The 22,840-nt window shown below is 37.4% G+C and carries 21 protein-coding genes and 1 tRNA gene; 9 read left to right on the top strand and 13 right to left on the bottom strand.

Features of this window, described 5'->3' with window-relative positions:
* Positions 1 to 73 precede the first annotated feature (73 nt).
* From ABIL69_04935 to ABIL69_04925, 3 genes are read left to right on the top strand one after another with little or no spacing between them, the layout of a single operon-like run.
* Positions 74 to 2,869 (top strand): hypothetical protein, encoded by a 2,796-nt coding sequence (locus ABIL69_04935; protein MEO0123331.1) that lies wholly within the window; start codon positions 74 to 76, stop codon positions 2,867 to 2,869.
* Complete coding sequence (locus ABIL69_04930) at positions 2,833 to 4,077, top strand: ABC transporter substrate-binding protein (protein ID MEO0123330.1); 1,245 nt, start codon at positions 2,833 to 2,835, stop codon at positions 4,075 to 4,077. Before ABIL69_04935 ends, ABIL69_04930 begins: the two co-directional genes overlap by 37 nt.
* Before the next feature lie 2 nt (positions 4,078 to 4,079).
* Complete coding sequence (locus ABIL69_04925) at positions 4,080 to 5,048, top strand: PH domain-containing protein (protein MEO0123329.1); 969 nt, start codon at positions 4,080 to 4,082, stop codon at positions 5,046 to 5,048.
* Between the two features lie 6 nt (positions 5,049 to 5,054).
* On the opposite strand, the gene ABIL69_04920 is transcribed toward ABIL69_04925, so the two are convergent.
* Genes ABIL69_04920 through fabG form a run of 5 tightly spaced genes read right to left on the bottom strand, consistent with a single transcriptional unit; the run spans position 5,055 to position 8,526 of the window.
* A complete protein-coding gene (locus ABIL69_04920; GenBank protein MEO0123328.1) occupies positions 5,055 to 5,711 on the bottom strand; it encodes a zinc-ribbon domain-containing protein in 657 nt (218 codons plus the stop codon).
* On the bottom strand, positions 5,701 to 6,291 hold the full coding sequence (gene coaE, locus ABIL69_04915) for a dephospho-CoA kinase (protein MEO0123327.1): 591 nt from the start codon (positions 6,289 to 6,291) through the stop codon (positions 5,701 to 5,703). Before coaE ends, ABIL69_04920 begins: the two co-directional genes overlap by 11 nt.
* A 9-nt stretch (positions 6,292 to 6,300) precedes the next feature.
* Positions 6,301 to 7,542 carry a beta-ketoacyl-ACP synthase II gene (gene fabF, locus ABIL69_04910; GenBank protein ID MEO0123326.1) on the bottom strand — a complete coding sequence of 414 codons (1,242 nt, stop codon included), beginning with the start codon at positions 7,540 to 7,542 and terminating at the stop codon, positions 6,301 to 6,303.
* Positions 7,539 to 7,778, bottom strand: a complete 240-nt coding sequence (acpP, locus tag ABIL69_04905) for an acyl carrier protein (protein ID MEO0123325.1) — start codon at positions 7,776 to 7,778, stop codon at positions 7,539 to 7,541. Before acpP ends, fabF begins: the two co-directional genes overlap by 4 nt.
* A 16-nt stretch (positions 7,779 to 7,794) precedes the next feature.
* Positions 7,795 to 8,526 carry a 3-oxoacyl-[acyl-carrier-protein] reductase gene (fabG, locus tag ABIL69_04900; GenBank protein ID MEO0123324.1) on the bottom strand — a complete coding sequence of 244 codons (732 nt, stop codon included), beginning with the start codon at positions 8,524 to 8,526 and terminating at the stop codon, positions 7,795 to 7,797.
* A gap of 207 nt (positions 8,527 to 8,733) precedes the next feature.
* Here fabG and ABIL69_04895 point away from each other — a divergent pair, with 207 nt between their 5' ends.
* From ABIL69_04895 to ABIL69_04870, 6 genes are read left to right on the top strand one after another with little or no spacing between them, the layout of a single operon-like run.
* Positions 8,734 to 9,120 carry a hypothetical protein gene (locus ABIL69_04895; protein ID MEO0123323.1) on the top strand — a complete coding sequence of 129 codons (387 nt, stop codon included), beginning with the start codon at positions 8,734 to 8,736 and terminating at the stop codon, positions 9,118 to 9,120.
* Between the two features lie 30 nt (positions 9,121 to 9,150).
* A complete protein-coding gene (locus ABIL69_04890; protein MEO0123322.1) occupies positions 9,151 to 10,560 on the top strand; it encodes an acetyl ornithine aminotransferase family protein in 1,410 nt (469 codons plus the stop codon).
* Positions 10,557 to 11,906: a phosphomannomutase/phosphoglucomutase gene (locus ABIL69_04885; GenBank protein MEO0123321.1), complete on the top strand. Its 1,350-nt coding sequence runs from the start codon at positions 10,557 to 10,559 to the stop codon at positions 11,904 to 11,906. The genes ABIL69_04890 and ABIL69_04885 overlap by 4 nt, the downstream gene beginning before the upstream one ends.
* Positions 11,907 to 11,915: 9 nt before the next feature.
* Positions 11,916 to 13,592, top strand: a complete 1,677-nt coding sequence (locus ABIL69_04880) for an agmatine deiminase family protein (protein MEO0123320.1) — start codon at positions 11,916 to 11,918, stop codon at positions 13,590 to 13,592.
* A gap of 13 nt (positions 13,593 to 13,605) precedes the next feature.
* Positions 13,606 to 14,445 carry a pantoate--beta-alanine ligase gene (gene panC / locus ABIL69_04875; protein ID MEO0123319.1) on the top strand — a complete coding sequence of 280 codons (840 nt, stop codon included), beginning with the start codon at positions 13,606 to 13,608 and terminating at the stop codon, positions 14,443 to 14,445.
* 45 nt (positions 14,446 to 14,490) lie between these two features.
* Positions 14,491 to 14,970, top strand: a complete 480-nt coding sequence (locus ABIL69_04870) for a hypothetical protein (protein MEO0123318.1) — start codon at positions 14,491 to 14,493, stop codon at positions 14,968 to 14,970.
* Between the two features lie 174 nt (positions 14,971 to 15,144).
* Here the strand turns inward: ABIL69_04870 and ABIL69_04865 are convergent, their stop codons facing one another.
* From ABIL69_04865 to ABIL69_04830, 8 genes are all read right to left on the bottom strand, one after another.
* Positions 15,145 to 16,785, bottom strand: coding sequence for an NAD+ synthase (locus ABIL69_04865; protein ID MEO0123317.1), 1,641 nt, complete (start codon positions 16,783 to 16,785; stop codon positions 15,145 to 15,147).
* A 90-nt stretch (positions 16,786 to 16,875) separates the two neighbouring features.
* A complete protein-coding gene (locus ABIL69_04860; GenBank protein MEO0123316.1) occupies positions 16,876 to 17,655 on the bottom strand; it encodes a hypothetical protein in 780 nt (259 codons plus the stop codon).
* A gap of 10 nt (positions 17,656 to 17,665) precedes the next feature.
* Entirely contained in the window at positions 17,666 to 17,950 is a 285-nt protein-coding gene (locus tag ABIL69_04855) for a hypothetical protein (protein MEO0123315.1), read from the bottom strand.
* Positions 17,951 to 17,976: 26 nt separating this feature from the next.
* Positions 17,977 to 18,050: transfer RNA gene (locus ABIL69_04850), tRNA-Ile, on the bottom strand.
* A gap of 89 nt (positions 18,051 to 18,139) precedes the next feature.
* Entirely contained in the window at positions 18,140 to 18,346 is a 207-nt protein-coding gene (locus tag ABIL69_04845) for a YfhL family 4Fe-4S dicluster ferredoxin (GenBank protein MEO0123314.1), read from the bottom strand.
* 63 nt (positions 18,347 to 18,409) lie between these two features.
* Complete coding sequence (locus tag ABIL69_04840; GenBank protein MEO0123313.1) at positions 18,410 to 19,117, bottom strand: tetratricopeptide repeat protein; 708 nt, start codon at positions 19,115 to 19,117, stop codon at positions 18,410 to 18,412.
* Positions 19,114 to 22,155, bottom strand: a complete 3,042-nt coding sequence (locus tag ABIL69_04835; protein MEO0123312.1) for a hypothetical protein — start codon at positions 22,153 to 22,155, stop codon at positions 19,114 to 19,116. The genes ABIL69_04840 and ABIL69_04835 overlap by 4 nt, the downstream gene beginning before the upstream one ends.
* The gene (locus tag ABIL69_04830) at positions 22,152 to 22,787 is read right to left on the bottom strand and encodes a DUF4159 domain-containing protein (protein MEO0123311.1); all 636 of its coding nucleotides are present in this window, start codon (positions 22,785 to 22,787) and stop codon (positions 22,152 to 22,154) included. Before ABIL69_04830 ends, ABIL69_04835 begins: the two co-directional genes overlap by 4 nt.
* Positions 22,788 to 22,840 lie beyond the last annotated feature (53 nt).

Here is a 22,840-nt window from a genome sequence, read left to right as displayed (position 1 = left end):
ATTATTATAACAATTTACAATATAAAGTCAATAAATTCTTGACTCTAACTACATTTTAATTATAATTACATATATGACCACTTTTTTGTTTGTTTTGTTTTTTTTCAATCAATATTTCGGGCAGAATAAAATACAATATCGTGATTTTAATTTCAAAATTCTCTCCAGCGAACATTTTGAAATCTATTTTTATGATGGTGGAGAGACGATCGCCCACTTTGCCCAGGATGTGCTTGAAGATGGCTACGAACAATTGAGCAAAGATTTTGGCATTGAGGTTGAATTCCGCATTCCAGTAATACTTTATAATGCACCAAATCATTTTTCTCAGACCAATGTTACCCTTGAATTGATTGAGGAATCGGTTGGTGGTTTTACCGAGATTTTAAAAAATCGTATGGTTATACCTTTTAATGGTGACTACGAAGAATTTCGCCATGTGCTTGTCCATGAGTTGACGCATGTATTTGAATTTGTAATTTTCTTCCCTTCAAAACTTGAGGCGATATTGACGGGCGACCTTTTTTACTCGATACCCCTTTGGGTAATGGAAGGATGCGCTGAATATTTCTCCCAAGGTTGGAACCTTGAGGCTGATATTTATATGCGGGATTTAATTATGCATAATCAGGTAATTTCATTATCGGAATTGGGCAATTATGGCGGGTATATAATATATAAAGAAGGGCAGGCATTTTTTCATTATGTAAATGTTAAATATGGCAGGGAAAAGATAAGCGAATTCATACACCTTCTCAAGGCGAAGAAAAATCTGGAAAATGCATTTATCAGCGCGTTTGGTATCAATGTTGATGAATTTAATAAACGCTGGATTAAATTCTATCAATTGCAATACTGGCCTAAAGTTAGACTTTCGGAAAATTTTGAAAACTTTGCACGCGTTGTTTATGATCATAAAAAGACACGTTCATTCTATAATACATCTTCTTCAATATCACCAAATGGTGATAAGATTGCATTTATTAGTGACCGTCAAGGGAATATAGATTTGATTGTAATATCAAGTATTGATGGTAGAATTCTGAAAAAACTTATTCGCGCTGAATATTCATCGGGATATGAGGGCTTACATCTTTATCAGGGGGGCATTACCTGGTCACCGGATGAGAAATATATAAGTTTTGCTGCCAAGTCTCAGGGTGAGGATGTTCTTTATATAATAAATTCAAGAACCGGTAAGGTATATAAAAAATTCAAATTGAAACTCAATGGTATATATTCCCCAAAATTTTCATTGGATGGCAAGAAGATTGTATTCAGCGGATTAAAGGATTCATATCTTGATATTTATCAAGTTGAAATATCAAGCGGGAATGTTGAGAGAATAACAAATGATATATATGCCGATAAGTTTCCTGCTATTTTCACCGAGGACAAAATAATTTTCGTCTCAGACCGTCCTGATTCTAATGAAAATTATTACTATGGGAGTTATGGTGTTTTTTTGAAAGAGGGAAATGATATTAAAAGACTTACTCCACGCTCAACCTACATAGCCTGGCCTTTCTTCAATGCTGACACAGGTATTTACTTTATTGCTGATTATGATTCAGCCTATAATCTTTATTATCTTTCACTAAATGAAAATAGAATAACAAAAAGAACAGATATCCTTACGGGAATTTATTATCCCTCCATTTCAAAAGATTTTCAAAAAATTGCATTTGGATATTATAATGATTATGGCTATGATATATGTGTTGTCAAAGACCCGCTTAAACGAATGTTTGAATGTGACTCAATCGGAACTGCAATTGCTGAAAATTCGTATACTGCAGGTGAGCCTGACAGAGAAAAAGTTAGAAAGTATCGCCTGAAATTTTCGCTTGATTATATTGTAGCAAGCGCTTCTTATTATACACCACTCGGTTTCTCGGGTATGACTCAGATTGCCTTAAGTGACATTCTTGGTGACCACCTCATTCAGTTCAGCACTGACTTCTATGGCAGTTTGTCTTCTTCAGATATATTTTTTGTTTACTGGTATTTGAAGAAAAGAATGGACTTCGGCTTTGCCTTTTATCAGTATTTAAACTATTTTGCCAGCGGTAATGACCTTGTGATATGGCGTTATCTTGGTATAGGCGGTATGGTGCAATTCCCATTTACAAAATTTTTCCGAGCCGAATTGGGACTTTACAAATACAAAATTTATGAAACAAAATGGCTTGATTTTTTTGATGATTTTTATTCAGATAGGTATGCGGATACTTCTTATAATTTCACATATCCTGAACTTTCTATTATTTTTGACAACGCAAAATGGGGGGATATAGGTCCAATTAATGGTGTGCGCACACGCATAACCGGATATACTACAGTATTTAGTGATTTTGATATAAAAGTTGGGGTCCTTGATTACAGACGCTATTTCAGGTTGTCTCCCAGGGCAAGTTTTGCTACGAGGCTCGTGCTGGCAGGTAATTTTGGTAAGGATGATGAACTATGGTCAATTGGTGGTCCGGGTTCAATACGGGGTTTTGATTATTATACATTTACTGGGGCGGATTTAGGATTTTTCAATTTTGAATATCGGTTTCCATTCATAGACCGGCTCAGACTGGCATTTCCTTTACCTATGGAAATCAAGAATATCAGGGGAGTTCTTTTTGCTGATTTTGCAGGTCTCTATTCTGATTCATTTGATGTCTTTGAATCCGCAGAGGGTATTTTGCCAGTTCGTTTCAAAGATGTAAAGATGGGGCTTGGGTTTGGACTGCGATTTAATTTATTTTTTGCAATATTCAAACTTGATTTTGCCCGTTCAAATGACCTTCAAAACTGGGTCGATGAAAAGGGCGAACCTTCAAAATGGAAGTTCTATCTGACAATTGGCCCCGAATGGTAGTCCGGTTATCGCTGGTGATTTCTTTCTTTATCTCTATGGGTTGTGTTAAAGAACAGAAATGTGTTGTATACTTTTGGCATGTGATGGGTGGACCGATTGGAAAAAAACTTAATGAAATGGTACAGGAGTTTAACAGATTGCATCCCGAAGGTGAGATAAAATCTGCCCAGATGGGTTCGTACGATGCCTTGGCACAAAAACTTATGGGCGCCATTGCGTCAAATTCGCCGCCAACAATCGCTCAAATGTATGAATCATGGACCGATCAATTTCTAAAAGCAGGATATTTGGAACCCCTGCAGAATTTTATTGATAAAGATTCTTCCTTTAACATTTCAGATTTTTTCCCGGTATTTATTGAGGATAACACATTTGATTCAATAATTGTTACCCTTCCTTTTAATAAAAGCCTTCCGGTATTTTATTACAATGCTACAATATTTGATTCAGCTGGAATATACAAATTTCCTGACAACTGGATTGAATTCAGAATTGCCTGTGAAAAATTGAAAAAATTAAGGATTTGGCCTACATCCTGGCCTATTGATGTCTGGTATTTTGGTTCAATGGTGTATCAGGAAGGTGGCGAATTATTCAATGAAACCTCAAAGAAACCAATGTTTCATACTGAACCAGGGGTGAAGGTTTTAGAATATTTAGTTGGTTTGGTAAAGGATAGTTTATTTTATCTAAATCCTGGATTTCAACGTCAAGATGAATTTTTAAGCGGCAATGTAGCAACAATACCAGCTTCCATTGTCTCCTGGGCATTCTTGAAGGGCAGGCCAAAATTTAAAATGGGTGTAGCACCATTCCCCAGCGGCAAAAATAAAAGAGTTGTGATTGCAGGAACAAATATTGGAATGTTTAAAAAAGCCACTCCCGAACAGAAAAGACTTGCCTGGGAATTTATCCGGTGGTTCTTAGAACCTGAACAACAGATAAAATGGACGAAGGCAAGTTATTATCTTCCCACGAGGCAGAGCACAACGAAAATGCCTGAGTTCCAAGAATTTCTTAATGAAAATCCTAATTATGATAGAATTATTGCACAACTTAAATTTGCAACTACTGAGCCGAAGACAAAAGAATGGTTCACCGGCAGAATATATCTAAACGAAGCACTTGAAGAAGCAATGCGTTTAGAAAGAACCCCAGAACAGGCACTTAATAACGCTGCAAAAAGATTCTTTGTTGATCTGGAATAATTATGGAATTTAAACCTGCAAAACTTGATAGATTGGCGCTGATAACCTCAATAATTACAAGTATTTTATTGGTCTGTTTTTCTTTCTTTTTTTTAATAAATAATATCCCCTACGGTTGGATTTTTGCTTTATTAATGCTTTCTATAGTCTTAATCAGCTACCTTTTAAGCCCTAAAAGTTATTATATACAGGGGGCATATTTCATTATTGAAAAAGTTATAGGAACAAAGATTTCAATTCCAATTAGTGAAATTGAAGGCATTTTTGAAGTTGATGACTTTTATAAATTAAAACCTATCAGGTCATTGGGCAATGGAGGATTATTTGGTTATTATGGCATCTATACTACAAAAGATTATGGAAATATCAACTGTCAGTTAACAAGATTGAAAGATGTCTTAATTATAAAATCAAAAAATGGATACTATGCGATTTCACCAGAAAAGCCTGAACGCTTATTAGAATGGTTCAGGTCAACTACTGGCACAACACTGATTAAGGAAAACCCTGAGCCCGAAACGATAAAAAAGAAGGCAAGTCCACTGATACTATTGGTTCCGGAGACAATCTTCATGCTCACACTGATAATGATCATTTTGCTTTATCCTCAATTGCCCGATAAGATTGCAACCCACTTTGATGTCAGGGGGAATCCTGATGGATGGAGTCCCAAGATTTCCTTCATTTATTTTGGAATCCTTTCCCAGATAATATCGTTAATAATATGTGCGATATCATTCTTTGCAATGAGGAATAGATATCATGAACCAATGGCTATTTATCTTTTGATAATCATGGTTTCAGTTGTTCAATTGATTGTTGCTTATGCTGCGCTTGATATATATTGGTTTAATGTATATGATTCACATTTATTGCCTATGGGTTTAATGTTTATCTTTTTTACTGGAATATTTTTGGTTTTTTTATTTATTTATTATCGGGTTCTGACAAAAAGAGAGAAAACAAAATAAATATCTCTATTTGAAGATTTCTTTTCCCTTCCCAACAATTTTATTCAACTGTTCTCTGAAGTAGTCCGTGCTTTCTACAATATGCTTTGGTATTTGCTGGCAGTAATACTCCCAGGAGCGTTTTATCTCAGCACCAAGAAGTTGCACAAGTGTTCCATCCCGTAAACCCTGTTCCACTTTTTCCTGATTATACAGAACAAGGTCTGAAGCGAGTGCCTTGGCAAGCCTCCTTGCCCTTTCATGCCATTTTTTGTCCTCTTCACTCATTTCAGGCTGTGGCGATGGTGTGGGTTTTGAAATAACTTCAACCTGTGAAGTGGTTGGACTTTCAACGGTAGGTGGTTCGGGGATTTTTGTTTCTGGTGGAGATGTAACAGGGGGTTCTGGAACAGAAACCTGCGTTGGTGCTTCAACCTTTGGAGTCGGTGGAGGCTCGACTTTGGGCGAAGGAGGTGGTTCTACTTTTGGTGGTGGGGGTGGTTCTACTTTTGGTGGTGGGGGTGGAACTTCTATTTTTGGGGGTTCAGGTACTGGTTGTGGAATTTCTTTTTTTATTAAAATCACATTCTGACACTTTGGACATTTAACCTTCACACCACTGGCAGGAATTTTATGCTCATCAACATTATACTTTGAATGACAATGTGTGCATTCAACAATCATTTTTTAACTCCTTTACAATCTTCTGGCACTGCCTTTTGAGTTGCCAAAGCGTGCCGTTGTTTTCTATAACATATTTTGCAGCCTTCGTCATTTCGGATTCTTTTTTCTGGCTCTTAAGTATGGAGAAGAATATTTTCTTTGGAATTCCTCTTTTTTGCGCCCTTTTTTGCTTAATTTCAATCGCCGCCTTAACGAGAATTGGAAAATCAACTTTTTTCAACAATGCGGGCCAGTCAAAAAGCAGTGCAGCATCAACAACTACCATTCCCTTATCTATACCATCAATCTCTTTATTTATTTTTTCTATCAATCTTGGATGCGAGAGGTTATTAAGAATTTTCAGATATTTTTTATTAGAAAAGACGACACTACGCAGTTTTCGCCGGTCTATTTTTTTACCCGAGAATATGTCTTTACCAAAATATAACCTTAATTGATCAGCAATTTCTGGCAATATACTTTTCCCAATACGGTCGGCAGAAATGTATTTCATTCCATAAGATTGGAATATCTTTGCAACTGTTGTCTTGCCTGAACCAATATTTCCACCCACCCCGATCACCACCTTATTTTTTTTCATCAAAAAACTTCATTCAGTAAATCTCTTAAAACAAAGTGTTGCGTTGTGTCCACCAAATCCCAGTGAATTTGAGAGTGCATAATCAATTTTTGCCTTTTTTGATTCTTTTAATACAAAATTCAATCCTTCACACTCGGGATCAGGATTCTCAAGATTTACTGAAGGGTGGAGAATTTGTTCATAGATTGATAAGACAGTTACAACAGCCTCAATCGCACCTGCTGCACCAAGGGTATGGCCAATCATTGATTTGGTTGAATTTAGATAAATCTTTGGAGCATGTGGTCCAAAAAGGTCTTTTATCGCCCTTGCCTCAAATTTATCATTCAGATCCGTTGAAGTGCCATGGGTATTGATATAATCTATCTGCTCTTTCTGGCAGCCTGCTTCTTTTATTGCTCTTTCCATTGACCTACGCGCGCCCTCACCCTCAGGTGAAGGTGCAGTTATATGATAACCATCACCAGTTGCACCAAATCCTACAATTTCAGCATATATCTTTGCCCCGCGCTTCCTTGCAAATTCTAATTCTTCCAATATCAATACTGCTGCGCCTTCTGCCATTACAAAACCATCCCTTGCCTGGTCAAATGGTCTTGAAGCCTTCTCCGGTTCATCATTCCTTCGTGAGAGTGCACGCATATTACTGAATCCTGCTAATGCAAATGGTGTTACTGGTGCTTCAGCACCACCCGTAATAACAACAGAGGCATTTCCTAATTTTATCTCCCTGAATGCTGTCCCGATAGCATGGGCGCCGGAGGCACAGGCAGAAACGGTAGTATAATTTGGACCTTTTAAACCATAATGTATCGCGACATAACCAGAAGTCATATCCGGAATCATCATTGGAATCAGGAATGGTGATACCCTTCCTGGTCCCTGATTCATATATTTGATATGTTCATCTTCCCAGGTTAATAAACCGCCAATCCCGGAGCCAATAATGACACCAATATCAGTCTTGTCATATTTTTCAAAATCAATCTGGGCGTCTGCAACTGCTTCCAGGGCTGCCCACAGACATAATTGAACGCATCGGTCAAGTCTTTTAATTGCCTTGGGATCAAGCTTTGTTTCTGGGTTAAAGTCTTTTACTTCACCGGCGATCTTCACTGTATGTTTTGATGTATCAAAGGATTTTATTAAACCAATACCGCTTTTCCCCTGGAGCATATTATTCCAGGTAGATCTAAGATCATTACCCAGCGGTGTTATTACGCCAAGCCCAGTAATTACAACCCTCTTCATTGCGATTTTAATTTGTCTTCAAGGTAGGCAATCGCCTTACCTACAGTATCAAGTTTTTGTGCATCTTCTTCAGGAATTTGAATATTGAATTTTTCTTCAAATGCCATTATCAATTCAACTGTATCAAGAGAATCTGCACCAAGGTCTTCAATAAATTTTGCGTCTGAATTTACCTTCTCCGGTGGAACATGCAATTGTTCCACTATGATATTTCGGACTTCATCAAATATTGCCATTTTCTCTCCTTTCTTTTTACATAACCATTCCGCCATCAATGGCGATCACCTGACCAGTAATATAATCTGCCTGGTCCGAGGCTAAAAATAGTGCCAGGTTTGCCACATCTTCTGGTTTACCAAACCTGCCCAAGGGAATTAATTTGAAATAAACTTGTTTTATTTCATCTGGTAATTTTTCGGTCATTCTTGTTTCAATGAACCCCGGGGCGATTGCATTCACTGTAATATTTCTTGAGGCAAATTCCTTGGCACAGGATTTTGTGAATCCAATTATACCTGCCTTGCTTGCCGCATAATTTGACTGTCCGGCATTACCGATCAAACCTATTACGGATGCAATATTAATTATTTTACCGAAGCGCTGTTTCATCATATATTTGACAACTGCCTTTGTCACCAGAAATGTCCCTGTAAGGTTGATATTTATTACCTTGTCCCAATCATCTTTTGTCATACGTATCAACAATTTGTCATTTGTGATACCAGCATTGTTCACCAGTATATCAATCTTTGCAAAATCATTCGCTATTTTATCAATAGTGTCATTCACAGACTTTTCGTCCGCAATATTCAGATGATAAAAATGAGCCCGGTTTCCCATACTTAATGCAGTTGCCTTGCCCAAATCTTCATCCACATCAACAATAATAACTATTGCTTCGCTTTCAGTAAATTTTTTTGCAATCGCTGCCCCAATTCCACTGGCACCACCAGTGACAAGGGCTATCTTTTCTTTAAGCATCATACTCAATTCTATTTAAAATAAAACAATTGTCAAGGTATCTGTTTAGTGCACATTCTCAATTTTTTCCTAACGGTCTTTAATTACTTAAAGCAATCTAATCGGAGAAAAGTACATTAATTTGTACCCAGTCCATCTAACTTTGTAAGTATAAAGTTATCATTGACAATAGTGCTAAATTTAATATAATACTCTACGAAGGAGAAGTATATGCCAGGCAAGGTAATCTTTGAATATGATGAGAAATTAAACATTGTCTTTACCGAAGACCACTGGGAGATAAAGACCAAGCAGGATGTTGATGAATTTTTTGCTGAATATCAGAAATATTTCCAAAAATTGGGAAAAAAGGTGTATATGATATCAAATATTGATAATCTTTTGGTCCACGCCGAAGTCGCTGATTATTATGGTGAAGTGGCAAAGAATACAGTGGTAATATACTTGCTTGGTTTTGCCCGTTATGGAACAAAAGATTGGGCGAGGATGACCGTGCGCACCACTTCTTTAAAGGCGAGGTTTTCGCCCAACATTTATAGTACACGCGAAGAAGCAATCCAGGCGATTGAAAAACAAAAACAATCAAAATCAGAATGAATCTTTATAAAAAATTAAACAAGGAGTTCTATGGAATACATAAATTATAAATCTCCAGATATTGGTAAAAGAGGCAAGAGACTAATTAATCGTGATAAGAAGGTAATGTTTGGTGCCCATACAAGAACAAGGGAAATACCACTTGTTGTGGATAAGGCAAAAGGTGCTTGGATAACGGACATTGATGGCAAAAAGTATCTTGATTTTGGTGCAGGATTTGCCGTTGTTGGCACTGGACACTGCCATCCTGAGGTAATTAAGGCGGTAAATAAACAGATAAGAAAGTTAATTCACATTTCGGGCAGCGATTTTTATTATGAACCTCAAGTTGAACTTGCCGAGAAACTGGTAAAAATTACTCCTGGTGACTTTGATAAACGAGTATATTTTGGTTCTTCTGGTGCCGAGGCAATAGAGGCATCTTTAAAGATTGCACGCTATTATACACGAAGAACGAAAATGATTTCTTTTTTAGGCGGATTCCACGGCAGGACATTTGCAGGGATGACAATGTCGGGAAGCAAAAAGGTCCAGCGTGCACACTTTTCAGCATTGATCCCAGAGGTATATCATATCCCATATCCTTATTGTTATCATTGCATTTTCAACCAGACCTATCCCGAGTGTATAAGAAAAGAATTTGGGGGAGTTCCGCTAATTTATTGTCTTTCATACTTAACCGATGTCATATTTGAAAGGTTGATTGACCCCGAAGATATTGCATTGATAATGGTTGAACCAATTCAGGGTGAAGGTGGATATATCGTTCCACCACCAGAATTTTTACCTGCCTTGCGCGCAATTGCTGATAAATACGGAATTGTTTTAATATTTGATGAGATTCAAAGTGGCTTGGGTAGAACCGGTAAATGGTTTGCCTGTAACCATGTAGATGTAGTACCGGATATAATTTTAATTGCCAAGGCAATCGCCTCGGGATTACCAATGAGTGCTACAGTTGGTAGGGCAGAACTGATGGATCCCGAAGTTGATCCTCGTGCCTGGGTGCCCGGCTCTCACGGTTCTACATTTGGTGGGAATCCTGTGATTGCTGCGGCAGGAATCGTTTCTCTGGAATTGATTGAGAATGGGTTGATTGAAAATGCACGAGTAATCGGGGAGTATCTGAAAAACGGTTTGACTGAAATAATGAACCGACATAAAATTATTGGTGAGGTACGGGGATTGGGTTTGATGATCGGCCTTGAAATTGTTCGGCACAAAGAAACTAAAGAACATTTTCCAAAAGTTGTTACTAAGAATGGGAAGAATATCAAAGAAGTTATAACTGGTGAGTGTTTTAAAAGAGGATTGATCCTCTATGGGGCTGGATTTAATTCAATCAGAATCTCTCCGCCATTAATTATTACCAAAAATGAAGCCGATATCGCCTTAAAAATAATTGAAGAAGTTATAGAAAATATAGAATCACAATTATGATAAATCCATCAATATTCAGGGAATACGATATAAGGGGCATTGCCGATAATGATTTGAATGACGAAAATGCCGAATTACTCGGACGCGGTCTCGGTACATATTACCGTATAAATAAGCATGATACCGTGGTCATTGGTGGAGATGTTCGCATTTCCACCCCACGCATAATGGCGATTTTTATAAAAAGCCTGCGTGAATCTGGAATTAATGTAATTGACATTGGTACTGTTCCTACGCCGGTCCTTTATTTTTCGTTATTCCACTGCAATATTTCTAATGGCATAATGGTTACTGCAAGCCATAATCCCAAGGAATTTAATGGCTGTAAAGTTTGTGTGAATAAGACAGCAATCTACGGTGAAGAGATTCAAAAGATTAGAGAAATAATTGAAAAGGAAGATTTTAAAAAAGGACAAGGAGATTATGATAAAAAAGATATTGTACCGGCTTATATTGATTATTTATTAAGCGGAGTGAAAATAAAAAAAGGATTGAAGGTCATCATTGATACAGGAAATGGCACCTGTGGACCAATCATGGAAAGAATACTACAAAAACTTAATGCTGATTTTAAAATATTGTTTAAAGAGCCAGATGGCAATTTCCCCAATCATCTTCCAGACCCAACAGTTGAGAAATATATAAAAGAATTGATTGAAAAAGTCCAATCCGAAAAGTTTGATGTGGGCATAGGGCTTGATGGAGATGGTGATAGAATCGGTGTAATAGATGAAAGTGGGAATATCATATGGGGTGATATGCTACTCGCAATCTTTGCTGAAAAGATAATAAAGAATCAACCCGGCGCGAAGATTATATTTGAAGTTAAATGCTCAAAGGGTTTGATTGAAAGGATTGAAGAACTCGGTGGCAAGCCGATTATGTATCGCACCGGACATTCGTTAATAAAGGCAAAGATGAAGCAAGAGAATGCACCCCTCGCAGGTGAAATGTCGGGACATATATTCTTTGCCGATAGATATTTTGGTTATGATGATGCCGTATATGCGTCCTTGCGGCTGTTTGAGATACTCAGCGAAGGGAGAAAACTTTCTGAACTTGCTAAAAAAATACCAAAATATTTTTCCACGCCTGAGATCCGAGTTGATACTACTGACGATAAGAAATTTTTGATTGTAGAAAAATTAAAGTCCGAGTTCAAAAACAAATATAAAATTATTGACATTGATGGTGTCCGTGTTGATTTCGGTGATGGATGGGGATTGGTCAGGGCATCAAATACCCAGCCCGTTCTCGTATTGCGGTTTGAGGCAAAAACCGAAAAAAGGCTTGAAGAAATAAAAAATTTGTTTTTAGATAGTTTAGAAAAAATAGGCTTAAAATAAGGGGGTTTTATGGGTTTAATCTTTTTTGTTTTATTCTCTTTTGAAGAACCTTCAGAAATTCTGCCAAAATGGATGACCGCAGAAGAAAGTTTGAGGGTTGATGAGATTGGTAAAGGGCATATAATAACTGCCCCGCCTGGTGGATTTGTTGTGACACCTGCTGAATACGAACCGTTGCGTGGTGTATTTATAACCTGGACAAGTTATGCCTCTATTTTGCGCGAGATTGTACGCTATACTGTTCCGACCTGCAAGGCATATATCATCTGCTCGGATAGTAATAGTGTAAAGAGTTATCTGACAAGCGGTGGTGTGCCTTTAGATAGTGTAAGATTCCATATTTTTCCCTACAACTCGGTCTGGATTAGAGATTATGGTCCATGGTTTATAAGAAAACAGGATAATACTGAAGGAATTGTGGACTTTCAATACAATCGTCCCAGACCGTATGATGATACAATACCTTGGAGAATTGGACAGGCATGGGGAATACAGGTTTATGGCTCACCCCTTGAACACCCGGGTGGTAATTTCATGGTCGATGGACATGGTACCGGATTTTTCAGTAGTCTAATCTATGAAGAAAACCCAAGTTATACCCCGGCACAGATCAATCAGTTGATGCTCGAATATAGCGGTCTTGAACAGACGATACCGGTGAAGAGGATTCTCACTGAATATACCGGTCATATTGATTTGTGGACAAAAATATTGAATGATACACTTGTAATGGTCGGTGACTATGCCGCAGGGCATCCTAATGATACAGTGCTTGATAATCGCGCCGACTCAATCAGCCGGTGTAAAAACCGCGAAGGATTTCCTTATCGGGTTGTCAGAATTGTAATGCCCTGGTCAACATCAGATGCCCCGCCAACATATTTGAATTCGCTCTTTGTAAATAATAGAATCCTTGTGCCGACCTGGGGTTTATCAACTGACCAGGAGGCGTTGAATACATACCAGCAATATCTGCCTGGATATCAGGTTATTGGAATAAACTGTTCATCTATGGCGAATTCTGGTGGTGCGATACATTGTATCACAATGCAGGTGCCGAAATCAGAATTTATTCATATTGCCCATAGCCGACTTACTGATACATATAATACTTCTACACCTTACAGGGTCCGTGCAAGGATAATAACATCAGGCAGTCTCAGACCTGAGTCAAGTCTTGTATTTTATAAGAAAAACAGCCAGACGAGTTTTACGGCAGTCCCATTGAGCGCAGTTCCAGATACCGCTGGTGTTTATGCTGGATATATACCTCCACAATCGTCAGGGGATACAATCTATTACTATATACTTACAAAGAATACCCATAATATCAGGAGAACTTCTCCATCCTATGTGCCGCCCCAGTTATACTCTTTCAGAATCCTTCCTGTTGCAGTACTTGAAAATATTGCCCAGACGGTAAATGGTTTTGCAATATATCCCAATCCAACAAAGGGAATTCTCAACTTCTCAGTAAACTTGCCATATCCTGCAAATGTAAAGATAGAAATATACAATGCCATCGGCCAGAGGCTAAATGTTTTTGAAGGAACATACGATAAAGGAAGGCATATTATTACATATGACATAACGACTGGGAATAGAAATCTTGCTAATGGAGCATATTTCTATAGGGCAAAGATTGGCGAAGACATAATAAATGGGAAATTCCTGTTGGTAAAGTAAAATAAATAATACAATGAAAATCGTAAAGAAAATTGCCGAACTTAAAAGATTAATAAAACAAATTAAGTATAAAAAGAAAACCGTTGGTTTTGTGCCGACAATGGGTTATCTCCATGAAGGGCATCTTTCTCTGATCCGAATTGCCCATAAGCATAGCGATTATGTTGTTTGTTCAATCTTTGTCAATCCCACCCAATTCGGACCGAATGAAGATTTTAATCGTTATCCCAGGGATTTAAAAAGGGATGAAGGATTGCTAAAAAAAGAAAAGGTAGATATGCTTTTTTATCCTTCAGTAAAAGAAATGTATCCTGATGGCTACAAGACTTATGTTGAGGTAGAAGAACTAAGTTCTATTCTGTGTGGAAAATCAAGGCCTGGCCACTTTCGTGGTGTGGCAACAGTAGTTTTAAAATTATTCAATATTGTACAACCAGATATTGCAGTTTTTGGCGAAAAAGATTATCAGCAGGCAATGATCATTAAACGAATGGTAAGGGATTTAGACCTTGATGTAAATATCATTATCGGACCGATAGTGCGCGAGCAGGACGGACTTGCAATGAGCTCAAGGAATACATATTTGAGTGCTGAAGAAAGGACTAATGCTACAATCCTTTATAAGGCCTTGACCTGGGCAAGGAATTCATTCTACAAAGAGAATATCAAAAGTCCAGAATATTTGATAACACAGATGAGGCAGATGATTGAAGAAAAAGGTGGCCAGGTTGATTATATTGCGATTGTAGATAAGAATGATTTGACCCCGGTAAGGTTTATTAAAAAGGGTGATCGGATATTGCTTGCCGTCTTTTTTGGAAGGACAAGGCTAATAGATAATATAGCAATATAAAATTGAGAAGGAATTAAAAATGCAGAATAAATAAAAGGGGGAATAATGAAAAAACTACTTGCAGTAGCAGTTGCTGCAGTAATGCTTAATGGTCTTTATGGTTTATCACTGAGTTTAAGTGGTGCGTATCAGGATATCACTGACCAAAAAGGGGGCGGTGCATACTTGGGTTTAAAGGCAGATTTAATTATAAATTTATTACCTATTTTAAAAGCAAGGGGATATCTCGTTGAAGTAGATTTCAGTGCTGGTATTCCTATGAAAATTGGTGTTTTCACTGGTTCTGATCTGCTTTTAGTACTGCCTCTACCTACTATGATGCAACCATATATTGTCACTGGGTTCTCTTATGAGAAAGACAGTGCTATAGTTTTCAAGGGTGGTCTCGGTGCAGAATTTGGGTTTAGTGGACTGATAGGCTATCTTGAAGGTAATTTGAATTATATAAAACCTGCTCAGGGGAATAGTAAAATACCTATTAATATTATGGGTGGAATTAGATACCCGTTACAGATTGGGTTTTAACTTGTTTGCTAAAATTACAACGGCGGGCTTTTGCCCGCCTTTTTTTGACTATTTTTAAAATTTCTTGTAGGGCAAACCTTTAGGTTTGCATTTATTTTTATGCAAGGCTGAGCGCTGTTTCTGAAAGAACCATCGGTTCTTGAAGAAAACCTTGCCTTACCTTCTCAGGTCTCATTAAAACTTTGCTGCGACTGGCATTCTTCTTCCCAATCCGAATGCCTTTGAGGTGACTTTTAAGACCGGTGGTGCCTGACGCCTTTTGTATTCATTCTTATTAACTGCCTTTATCACCCAATCCACAGTTTCTTCTTGATAACCTTTTGCTACAATCTCTTCTTTTGATAGGCCTTCTTCAATATAAAGTTGTAAAATTGGATCAAGAATGTCATAAGGTGGTAATGTGTCCTGGTCGGTCTGATTAGGTTTTAATTCAGCAGAAGGAGGTTTTTTTATAATTGGAAATGGAATTATCTCTTTTTTACGATTGATAAAACCAGCAATTTTATAAACCATCGTTTTTGGCACATCACCAATTACCGCCAGCCCACCACTCATATCGCCATAGAGTGTGCAATAACCAACTGCAAGTTCGCTTTTATTTCCTGTAGTTAGAACAAGATAACCAAATTTATTTGAAAGTGCCATTAAAATATTACCCCGTATCCTTGCCTGAATATTCTCTTCGGTTGTATCAAATGCTTTATCTTTAAATACATCTTTAAGAGATTTAAGATATGATTCATAAATGTGGTTTATTGGAATTATTTTTAATTCAATCCCTAAATTTTCAGCAAGTTTCTTGGAATCTTCAACACTACCTGCGGAGGAAAATGGACTGGGCATTGTTATACCTATGACATTTTCTTTGCCGATTGCTTCCACCGCAATACAGGCAACAACCGCTGAATCGATGCCACCAGATAGTCCCAGAATCGTTCTTTTAAAACCACATTTCTTCACATAATCACGCACACCAAGAATAAGTGCATTATATACACTTTCAATATGGTCAAGTGGTGTATAGTTTCTTGAATCTCCTCTTGAACCTGTTTCAATGGTCTTGATACACTCATCAAATGCAGGCAGGACATCAACAGGTTCACCATTTTTATCAATCACCATACTCCTACCATCAAATATCAATTCATCATTCGCACCAACCTGATTTACAATGACAAATGGAATGTGATATTTTTTTGCATGGCTCCGCAGAATTTTATAACGGATTTCTTCTTTCCCCATTGTGAAAGGAGAAGCCGAAATGTTTATTAAAATATTTGCACCTTTTTGCACAAGTATTTCGATCGGATCGCGGTCATAAACCTTTCTCTGCCACAATTCTGGGATATTCCAGGCATCTTCACATATAGAAATGCCAAGTATTTCTTCTTTAAATTTTATTGGTTTTATCTCATCCGCAGGGTCAAAATACCTCGCTTCATCAAACACATCGTAGGTTGGTAAAAGTGATTTGTGCTGAATATGATTTATCAAACCGCGGTGAACGAAGATTGCTGAATTATACAATCCCCTTCCGGTATTTTTATTAGAAAACATTGGTGCCCCAAAAATAATACCAATATCGGGATAAAATGAAGATAAATTAATAATTTTTTCTATAGCCTTTTCAATCTTTTTAATAAACCATTTTCGTTCAAGCAAGTCCTGGGGTGGATAACCGGATAAAAATAATTCCGGAAAAACCACAAGGTCGGTATTCTCCTCTTTTCCCTGTTTTATTGTTTGAGTTATTTTATCTAAATTGCCATCTATGTCGCCGACCGTTGGATTTAATTGGGCAATGGTAATTTTCATTTTACAATTATAATAAATATATATTTGAAGTCAAGATTATAAAATAAAAAGGGCGGGCAAGAAGCCCGCCCTTTTTTAAAGTCCGTTATCCTATTCTACAACACACCAACGTAATCCCGCGATTGGCTGATAAGCAATTTTGAGTGTAACTTGAACACCGTTAATTCCTACTACCTGAATTTTACCAAAATGATCAGTTGAAGCATCCCAATTGTTATTAGTTGGATCAATAAAGAAATAATAGACTGCACCACTTTGAATATCAGTTTGAGTTGAATATCCACCCGGGGCGTCAGCTATAGTTACATTATCATAGTTGGTTTGACCACTATTCTTCGTAGCGTTTACTTCATTATTCAGTGGTGGAGTACGATCGCTGGGTGAAACAAATTTAATGGTTCCTCCACCTGCTGTGCTGTAAATCCAGTAATCAATCAATGGATGATTATTGGCATTAGAAAGTGAGTATGCTACTGCATTGCCCTGTGCATTGAAACCAAATGCACTTGGATGTGTTGTATCGGGATCTGAGCTACCCCAAACAATTAATGAAGCAGTTTCAACTGCGCCGCAATCAACTGCATCTTTACCACTCTCTTGGTCACCTGCATAGGCAGAAATTTCATATTTTGCAGCTGGAACAGTTGCATCATAAGAAGTGGTTGTCACCGTATCAATAACCACCCCGTCTGCATAGATTAAATATCCATCGGCATCAGTGATCTCATCCCATGTTAATGAAAGTGTCGCACCTTGGTCGCTTGTTTTTACTGTGTAGTCAACATTGGGTGTTTCAAGAGAAACTTCCTTTTCACACCCAACGAAAATAAACAAGACAGTAAGTAATGTTAAGGTTAATAGCTTTTTCATGTTTTCCTCCCTATTTTTGTGTCGGTGGTTTTAATCCACCGCCCGTCCCACCACCTGTTCCACCGGTTGGTGGTTTAGGCATACCTTTATGATATTTATCAAGATGTGCATTATAGTTAGCGGTTAATGAATCCAGTGCAGTCTGAAGGCTCTGAACCTGTGTCTTCAGGGCACTGATCTCGGCCTTTGCTGCGTCCAGTTGTTCGGTCGTCACCACATTTACCTGCTGTGGTGCCTGACATCCGATTATCGCAATTGCCACTGCGATAACCAGAAGTGTTGCGAGTTTTTTCATATCTTACCTCCTTGTTTCTCGCTTACTGGGCCTAAGTGGAATTGAACCACTCACCTCACGCTTATCAGGCGTGCGCTCTAACCAACTGAGCTATAGGCCCATTTTAACACATCAAAGCAATAAAATTATATGCCAAATTTATCTTTTGTCAATAGGAGATTACCAGTTTTCCAACCCACTTACTGCTGACTATTTTTTAGGATGAGCGGGGTCGGGAACACATGCACCCACCGGGCAGACAGCAGCACACTGGGGTTCATCAAAATGTCCAACACACTCCACGCACTTATTGAAATCAATAACATATATCGGGTCACCTTCACTTATTGCCTGAACCGGACACTCCGGTGCGCAAAGCCCACAGGCTGTGCAGTCTTCTGTAATCTTATAAGCCATGTTGCCTCCTTGTAAAGTGAGAGATTATATATAATTTTTTGCAAATGTCAAGTAATCCATAAGTTAATGTGAATTCTGGGCATAATTTTTTAGAATTTCTTTTGCCCTTATGCCTACTGGAGAATTTGGATATTTTACAACCAATTCTTCCAGCAGGTTCAAACCTTCCTGTACTTTTCCCATTTTTATATATATCTCAGGGACGAGAATCTTTGCCCTATGGATACGATTCGCGGGAAATTCTTTTTTCAATTCTTCAAGTGCAGACAACGCATGATTAAGTTCATTTCTTTTGATATATACAAGTGATAGATAGAATAGAGCAAAATCACCGATATTGGTTTTTACAAACTTTTTTAAACTATCCTCAGCCGGTTTCAGTTCGTTAATTTCGTACAGGTAAATAGATTTTGCAAGCCTTTTCAGTTGAGTTGTGTCTTTACGGGCAGACTCAAATATGTGGAGTCTTTCCAGGGCTTCGTTGGCATACCTTGCATTGGAAAATCTTGCCACCGTTTTTAAGTATTGTTCCCTTGCAGATAATAATTCACCTTTGAAAAATAGATTTTCACCGATCAGGTAATTTATTTCTGCTTGTTCCTCAAATCCAAATCTATTTTCATATTTTTTTAAACAATAATTTGCGCTATCAAATAATCCCAATCTACGGTATGCATCGTTTAATTCAATAATATATGGATATTCCGGTTTGACTTCAATCAAATTTTTTAAGGAATCTATTGGACTTAAGAAAAGAATTAAAATAATCATTCCTGCTCCAGCAATGCCCGGAAATATTCCCGTATATAAATTTCATATTCCACTGGATGGGGTTGCTTCAAAGCCTTTTGGATTATTTCCATTAATTCATCTTGTCCCAATTCCTGTGGTAAAGGAGCAGGTGATAGACGTTTTATATCTTCACCGGGTTTGCTTTTTCGTTCTTTTGTCCAGTCTTCCTGCCTTATTGATCTTTCTGCATCAAGTAATCTTGATATGATTAATTGCTGACGCTCAATGAGTTTCCTATCTATTTTATACTGATACAATGCCTCTTCGGTTTCTTTCATTTCTTCCGCAAGGTTATCCAATAGCTCCTGAAATTTTCCTGCCTCAGGTAAGCCTTTGAGTGATTCAAGTGCCTGTCTCAGTTCACGCTGTTTCCCAGCAAGTCGTTGAATCTGTGCCATTTGCTCCGGAGTCAAACCACTCGCCGGAATAGGGAAAAGACTGAATATTGATTGCCCAATACCCATCTGGTTTTGTGCCAATGATGACAAACTTTTCAAGAACTCATCCATACCAGTTGATGACCCACTACCTTCTCCAGCCTTTTTCATACTTTGAAGGATTGACAAAGATGCAAGATTCAATTGCTTCATTGCCTCCTGGGCATGGAATTTACCTGTATTTGCAGTATTTAAAGACGCCAGTTCCATTTCTTTCAATGCCTTGCCCAATCTCTTACCAATCTCGGGCCCAACATAAATACTTTTTACCTGCTGTGCATAAAGGCTCTCTGCCACTTCTTTTGTTGCACTTGCAATCTCTGATTGCCTATCCGGATCAATCTTTTCTAATTTCAGCAATTCTTCTTCAAGTTTAGACAATTCAATAAGTTGATTCAATGTTTCCAGAAGATTTCTTCTCAAATTTGCAATCCTGCCTTTTGTTAATTCTTCATATAATCTCTGTAAATCCGTTGATAATTTATTCAATCCTTTTTTAAGATCTTCAGGATTGCCCCCTTGAGACATTGATTTTGCCTGTTTTGATGCCTGTTTTAACTGATCAGAGATTTCCTGTTCAAGACCTTCAGATTCAGATAGTCTATCAATTTCCTTTGCAAGGCTATCAATTGCATGGTAGAGACTATCAAGGGATTCTTTTAATCCTTCCATGCCTTTGAGTTCTTCAAGCCTTTTTAAATCTTCTGCCTGTTCAGAAAGTTCTCTTGCCTTCTCTGCAAGTTCTTTTAATCTTTCTTCTTGTTGGTACCTCTTTAATAATTCCAATGTTCGCTCAAGTGCCTTTGCGAGTTCTTCCTGGGTTTCTCTCAGTTGCTCCATCGCCTTTTTTAATTCTTCAGGATTTTTATTGATTGCCTGTTTTAAATTTTCAAGCGCCCTTTTCAGCTCTTCAGGTGCAATTTCCTGAAGTATTTTCGTAATCTCCTGGAGTCTTTCAATTGATTTCTGGTCAAGGAGTATTCCACTCTTTAATTTCTCAATCGTATTCTTCAATTCATTCTGCCATTCTTCAATTTTTTTTAGAACATTTTCTTCTTTATTTATTACTTCTTTAATTTTTTCATTATCAAGCCAGGACAAATCCCGTTCCCGTTTTAACTTCTCTTCCAACCTTTTTATTTCTTTCATTCCTTCCTGATGGATATTTTCAAGGTCTCTTAATTCTGATACAACCATTTCTTCTCTGCCTTTTACTTCTTCATATATCTGTTCCATTGTGGGGAAATAGATAAAATATGTTTTGCTCTTCGCTTTTTGACCGCCATTGTCATAGGCTTCAGCAAAATAAGAAACTCTGTCCCCGGGCAGCATTTTTAAATCATTCAAATCCCATTCATAAAAGATAGTATCTTCAGCGCTATCTTTCTTAAATTTCAAATTTATTACTTTTGATTCTTTGAATTGATAATTTAAATTCACTTTATTTAAACCGTAATCATCACTGCATTTTATTCCCAGTGTAATTTTCATATCTGGCGGCATATTTATGTTGTAACCGGGATAGAAAATTTCTACCAGTGGTGCAAGGTCGGGTATTGCATAGATTGATATTTCTTCAGTATGAGAGGTTTCTCCAACGATCATAAGATTTGCCTTTCCACTCGCAGTGATTTTAAACCTTCCAGAAAATGATTCTCCATCACAATTAAGAATTGTTGTATCATTGTATAATAATTTCGCCTGTTTTAAAACCTGAGATGCCTTTCCCTTTATTTCTACTTGTGTTCCTACGGGAACAATCAATTGTCGATCACTCTTTATTTCATCACCCAACTTTGTATATTTAGGATATTGAATATAGAAAGTCAACTCTTTCATATATATTGGTTTGGTTACCGTAATTCTATAATCAAGGGTCTTCATACCGGCAAATTCAAAATGATAATTGAATGGTTCAAGTATTTCAATTCTTTTGTTCACCTTACCGTCAATAACTGGTAATTCAAATCTTTTTATATCATTTTCGGTTTTATAAACAAGTACTACTTTGTTCGGGATATAAGGTCCAAAAAGATTGAGTTTTAATTCAACATTATCATTACGATTAAATTTTCCTGATGGTGGCATAACAGTAAATTCAATCTTATGATTCAACGCAAACCAGAATCTGCCCGGCAAGAATGCCGGGAACAAGAGCATAAAGAGCAATGAGATTAGAAAAAAGCAGAATGACCAGTTTAGAAATTTCTTTTCCAGAATTTTTTTGATTTCAATATTCCCAAATTTCTTCTCGGTGGACTCAATGAAAGCATTTATCAATTCTTTTGAATACCCTTCACGATTATTGTCCGGAATAAGGGATAACTGTATGCTGCTTACAATCTCGCCGTTTGCACCAATCCTTTTGTCAAAATCCTTCGCCCAATCTTCAAAATTCTTTTTACGGAAAAATACTAAGGGTATCAGTCCGATGAACCCATATAAGGGTGATTTTAATAAAAATAGGGAAATTGTTATACAAATTAAAAATGTAGTTAGCGTGAACAGGATTAAAGAAAAGAGATTAATAAAACCCTGTTTCTGTGCAAATTCATTGACTTTTTTTTCAATTACCTTCATCGCTGTGTTAATGCATATACAACAATATTTATTCCCATTTTTAGTGCCTGCTCTCTTTTCTCCGGTGGGTCATTATGGACATCCGGGTCTTCCCAGCCATCTCCAAGGTCGGTTTCATAAGAGTAAAATACCACAAGGCGATTGTTATAAAATATGCCGAAACCCTGGGGTGGTTTATTGTCATGCTCATGGATTTTGGGAAGTCCATTTGGAAAATCATAAAAAGAATGGTATATGGGATGGTCAAAGGGTAATTCTATTAACGGAGAATCAGGGAATACCCTTGCCATTTCTTTCCGGAAAGATGAATCCATTCCATAGCAGTCATCCGCATGAAGAAAACCGCCGTTTATCAAATAATTCCTTAAAATTTTTATCTCTTCATCGGTAAATTTAACATTCCCATGACCCGTTATGTAAAGATACGGATATTTGTATAAATCGGGATTGGTCAATTCTATGACGACCTCCTTGGGTGCTGCACGAATATTTGTTCTTTCAGTTATTGCCTTTAGTAGATTGGGCAAGGAACTTGGGTCACAATACCAATCCCCACCGCCACCATACTTCAGACGTGCAATAGTAAAATCATACTGATTTAATAACAGGAGTCCCCAAAACACAAATGCCATATTTCTATTATAAACTGAAACAAATAGTTGTCAAGAATGAAGAAAGTCAAACC

It is taken from the genome of candidate division WOR-3 bacterium, from assembly GCA_039802005.1.
GTDB lineage: Bacteria > Hydrothermota > Tepidihabitantia > SM23-42 > JAOAFX01 > JAOAFX01.
This window is presented reverse-complemented; position numbering and strand designations above follow the sequence as displayed.

Excerpts from the sequence above, each read along its gene's own strand:
- ABIL69_04935 (MEO0123331.1), top strand. The coding sequence starts at position 74 with ATGACCACTTTTTTGTTTGTTTTGTTTTTTTTCAATCAATATTTCGGG.
- ABIL69_04930 (MEO0123330.1), top strand. The coding sequence starts at position 2,833 with ATGGAAGTTCTATCTGACAATTGGCCCCGAATGGTAGTCCGGTTATCG.
- ABIL69_04925 (MEO0123329.1), top strand. The coding sequence starts at position 4,080 with ATGGAATTTAAACCTGCAAAACTTGATAGATTGGCGCTGATAACCTCA.
- ABIL69_04920 (MEO0123328.1), bottom strand. The coding sequence starts at position 5,711 with ATGATTGTTGAATGCACACATTGTCATTCAAAGTATAATGTTGATGAG.
- coaE (MEO0123327.1), bottom strand. The coding sequence starts at position 6,291 with ATGAAAAAAAATAAGGTGGTGATCGGGGTGGGTGGAAATATTGGTTCA.
- fabF (MEO0123326.1), bottom strand. The coding sequence starts at position 7,542 with ATGAAGAGGGTTGTAATTACTGGGCTTGGCGTAATAACACCGCTGGGT.
- acpP (MEO0123325.1), bottom strand. The coding sequence starts at position 7,778 with ATGGCAATATTTGATGAAGTCCGAAATATCATAGTGGAACAATTGCAT.
- fabG (MEO0123324.1), bottom strand. The coding sequence starts at position 8,526 with ATGATGCTTAAAGAAAAGATAGCCCTTGTCACTGGTGGTGCCAGTGGA.
- ABIL69_04895 (MEO0123323.1), top strand. The coding sequence starts at position 8,734 with ATGCCAGGCAAGGTAATCTTTGAATATGATGAGAAATTAAACATTGTC.
- ABIL69_04890 (MEO0123322.1), top strand. The coding sequence starts at position 9,151 with ATGGAATACATAAATTATAAATCTCCAGATATTGGTAAAAGAGGCAAG.
- ABIL69_04885 (MEO0123321.1), top strand. The coding sequence starts at position 10,557 with ATGATAAATCCATCAATATTCAGGGAATACGATATAAGGGGCATTGCC.
- ABIL69_04880 (MEO0123320.1), top strand. The coding sequence starts at position 11,916 with ATGGGTTTAATCTTTTTTGTTTTATTCTCTTTTGAAGAACCTTCAGAA.
- panC (MEO0123319.1), top strand. The coding sequence starts at position 13,606 with ATGAAAATCGTAAAGAAAATTGCCGAACTTAAAAGATTAATAAAACAA.
- ABIL69_04870 (MEO0123318.1), top strand. The coding sequence starts at position 14,491 with ATGAAAAAACTACTTGCAGTAGCAGTTGCTGCAGTAATGCTTAATGGT.
- ABIL69_04865 (MEO0123317.1), bottom strand. The coding sequence starts at position 16,785 with ATGAAAATTACCATTGCCCAATTAAATCCAACGGTCGGCGACATAGAT.
- ABIL69_04860 (MEO0123316.1), bottom strand. The coding sequence starts at position 17,655 with ATGAAAAAGCTATTAACCTTAACATTACTTACTGTCTTGTTTATTTTC.
- ABIL69_04855 (MEO0123315.1), bottom strand. The coding sequence starts at position 17,950 with ATGAAAAAACTCGCAACACTTCTGGTTATCGCAGTGGCAATTGCGATA.
- ABIL69_04845 (MEO0123314.1), bottom strand. The coding sequence starts at position 18,346 with ATGGCTTATAAGATTACAGAAGACTGCACAGCCTGTGGGCTTTGCGCA.
- ABIL69_04840 (MEO0123313.1), bottom strand. The coding sequence starts at position 19,117 with ATGATTATTTTAATTCTTTTCTTAAGTCCAATAGATTCCTTAAAAAAT.
- ABIL69_04835 (MEO0123312.1), bottom strand. The coding sequence starts at position 22,155 with ATGAAGGTAATTGAAAAAAAAGTCAATGAATTTGCACAGAAACAGGGT.
- ABIL69_04830 (MEO0123311.1), bottom strand. The coding sequence starts at position 22,787 with ATGGCATTTGTGTTTTGGGGACTCCTGTTATTAAATCAGTATGATTTT.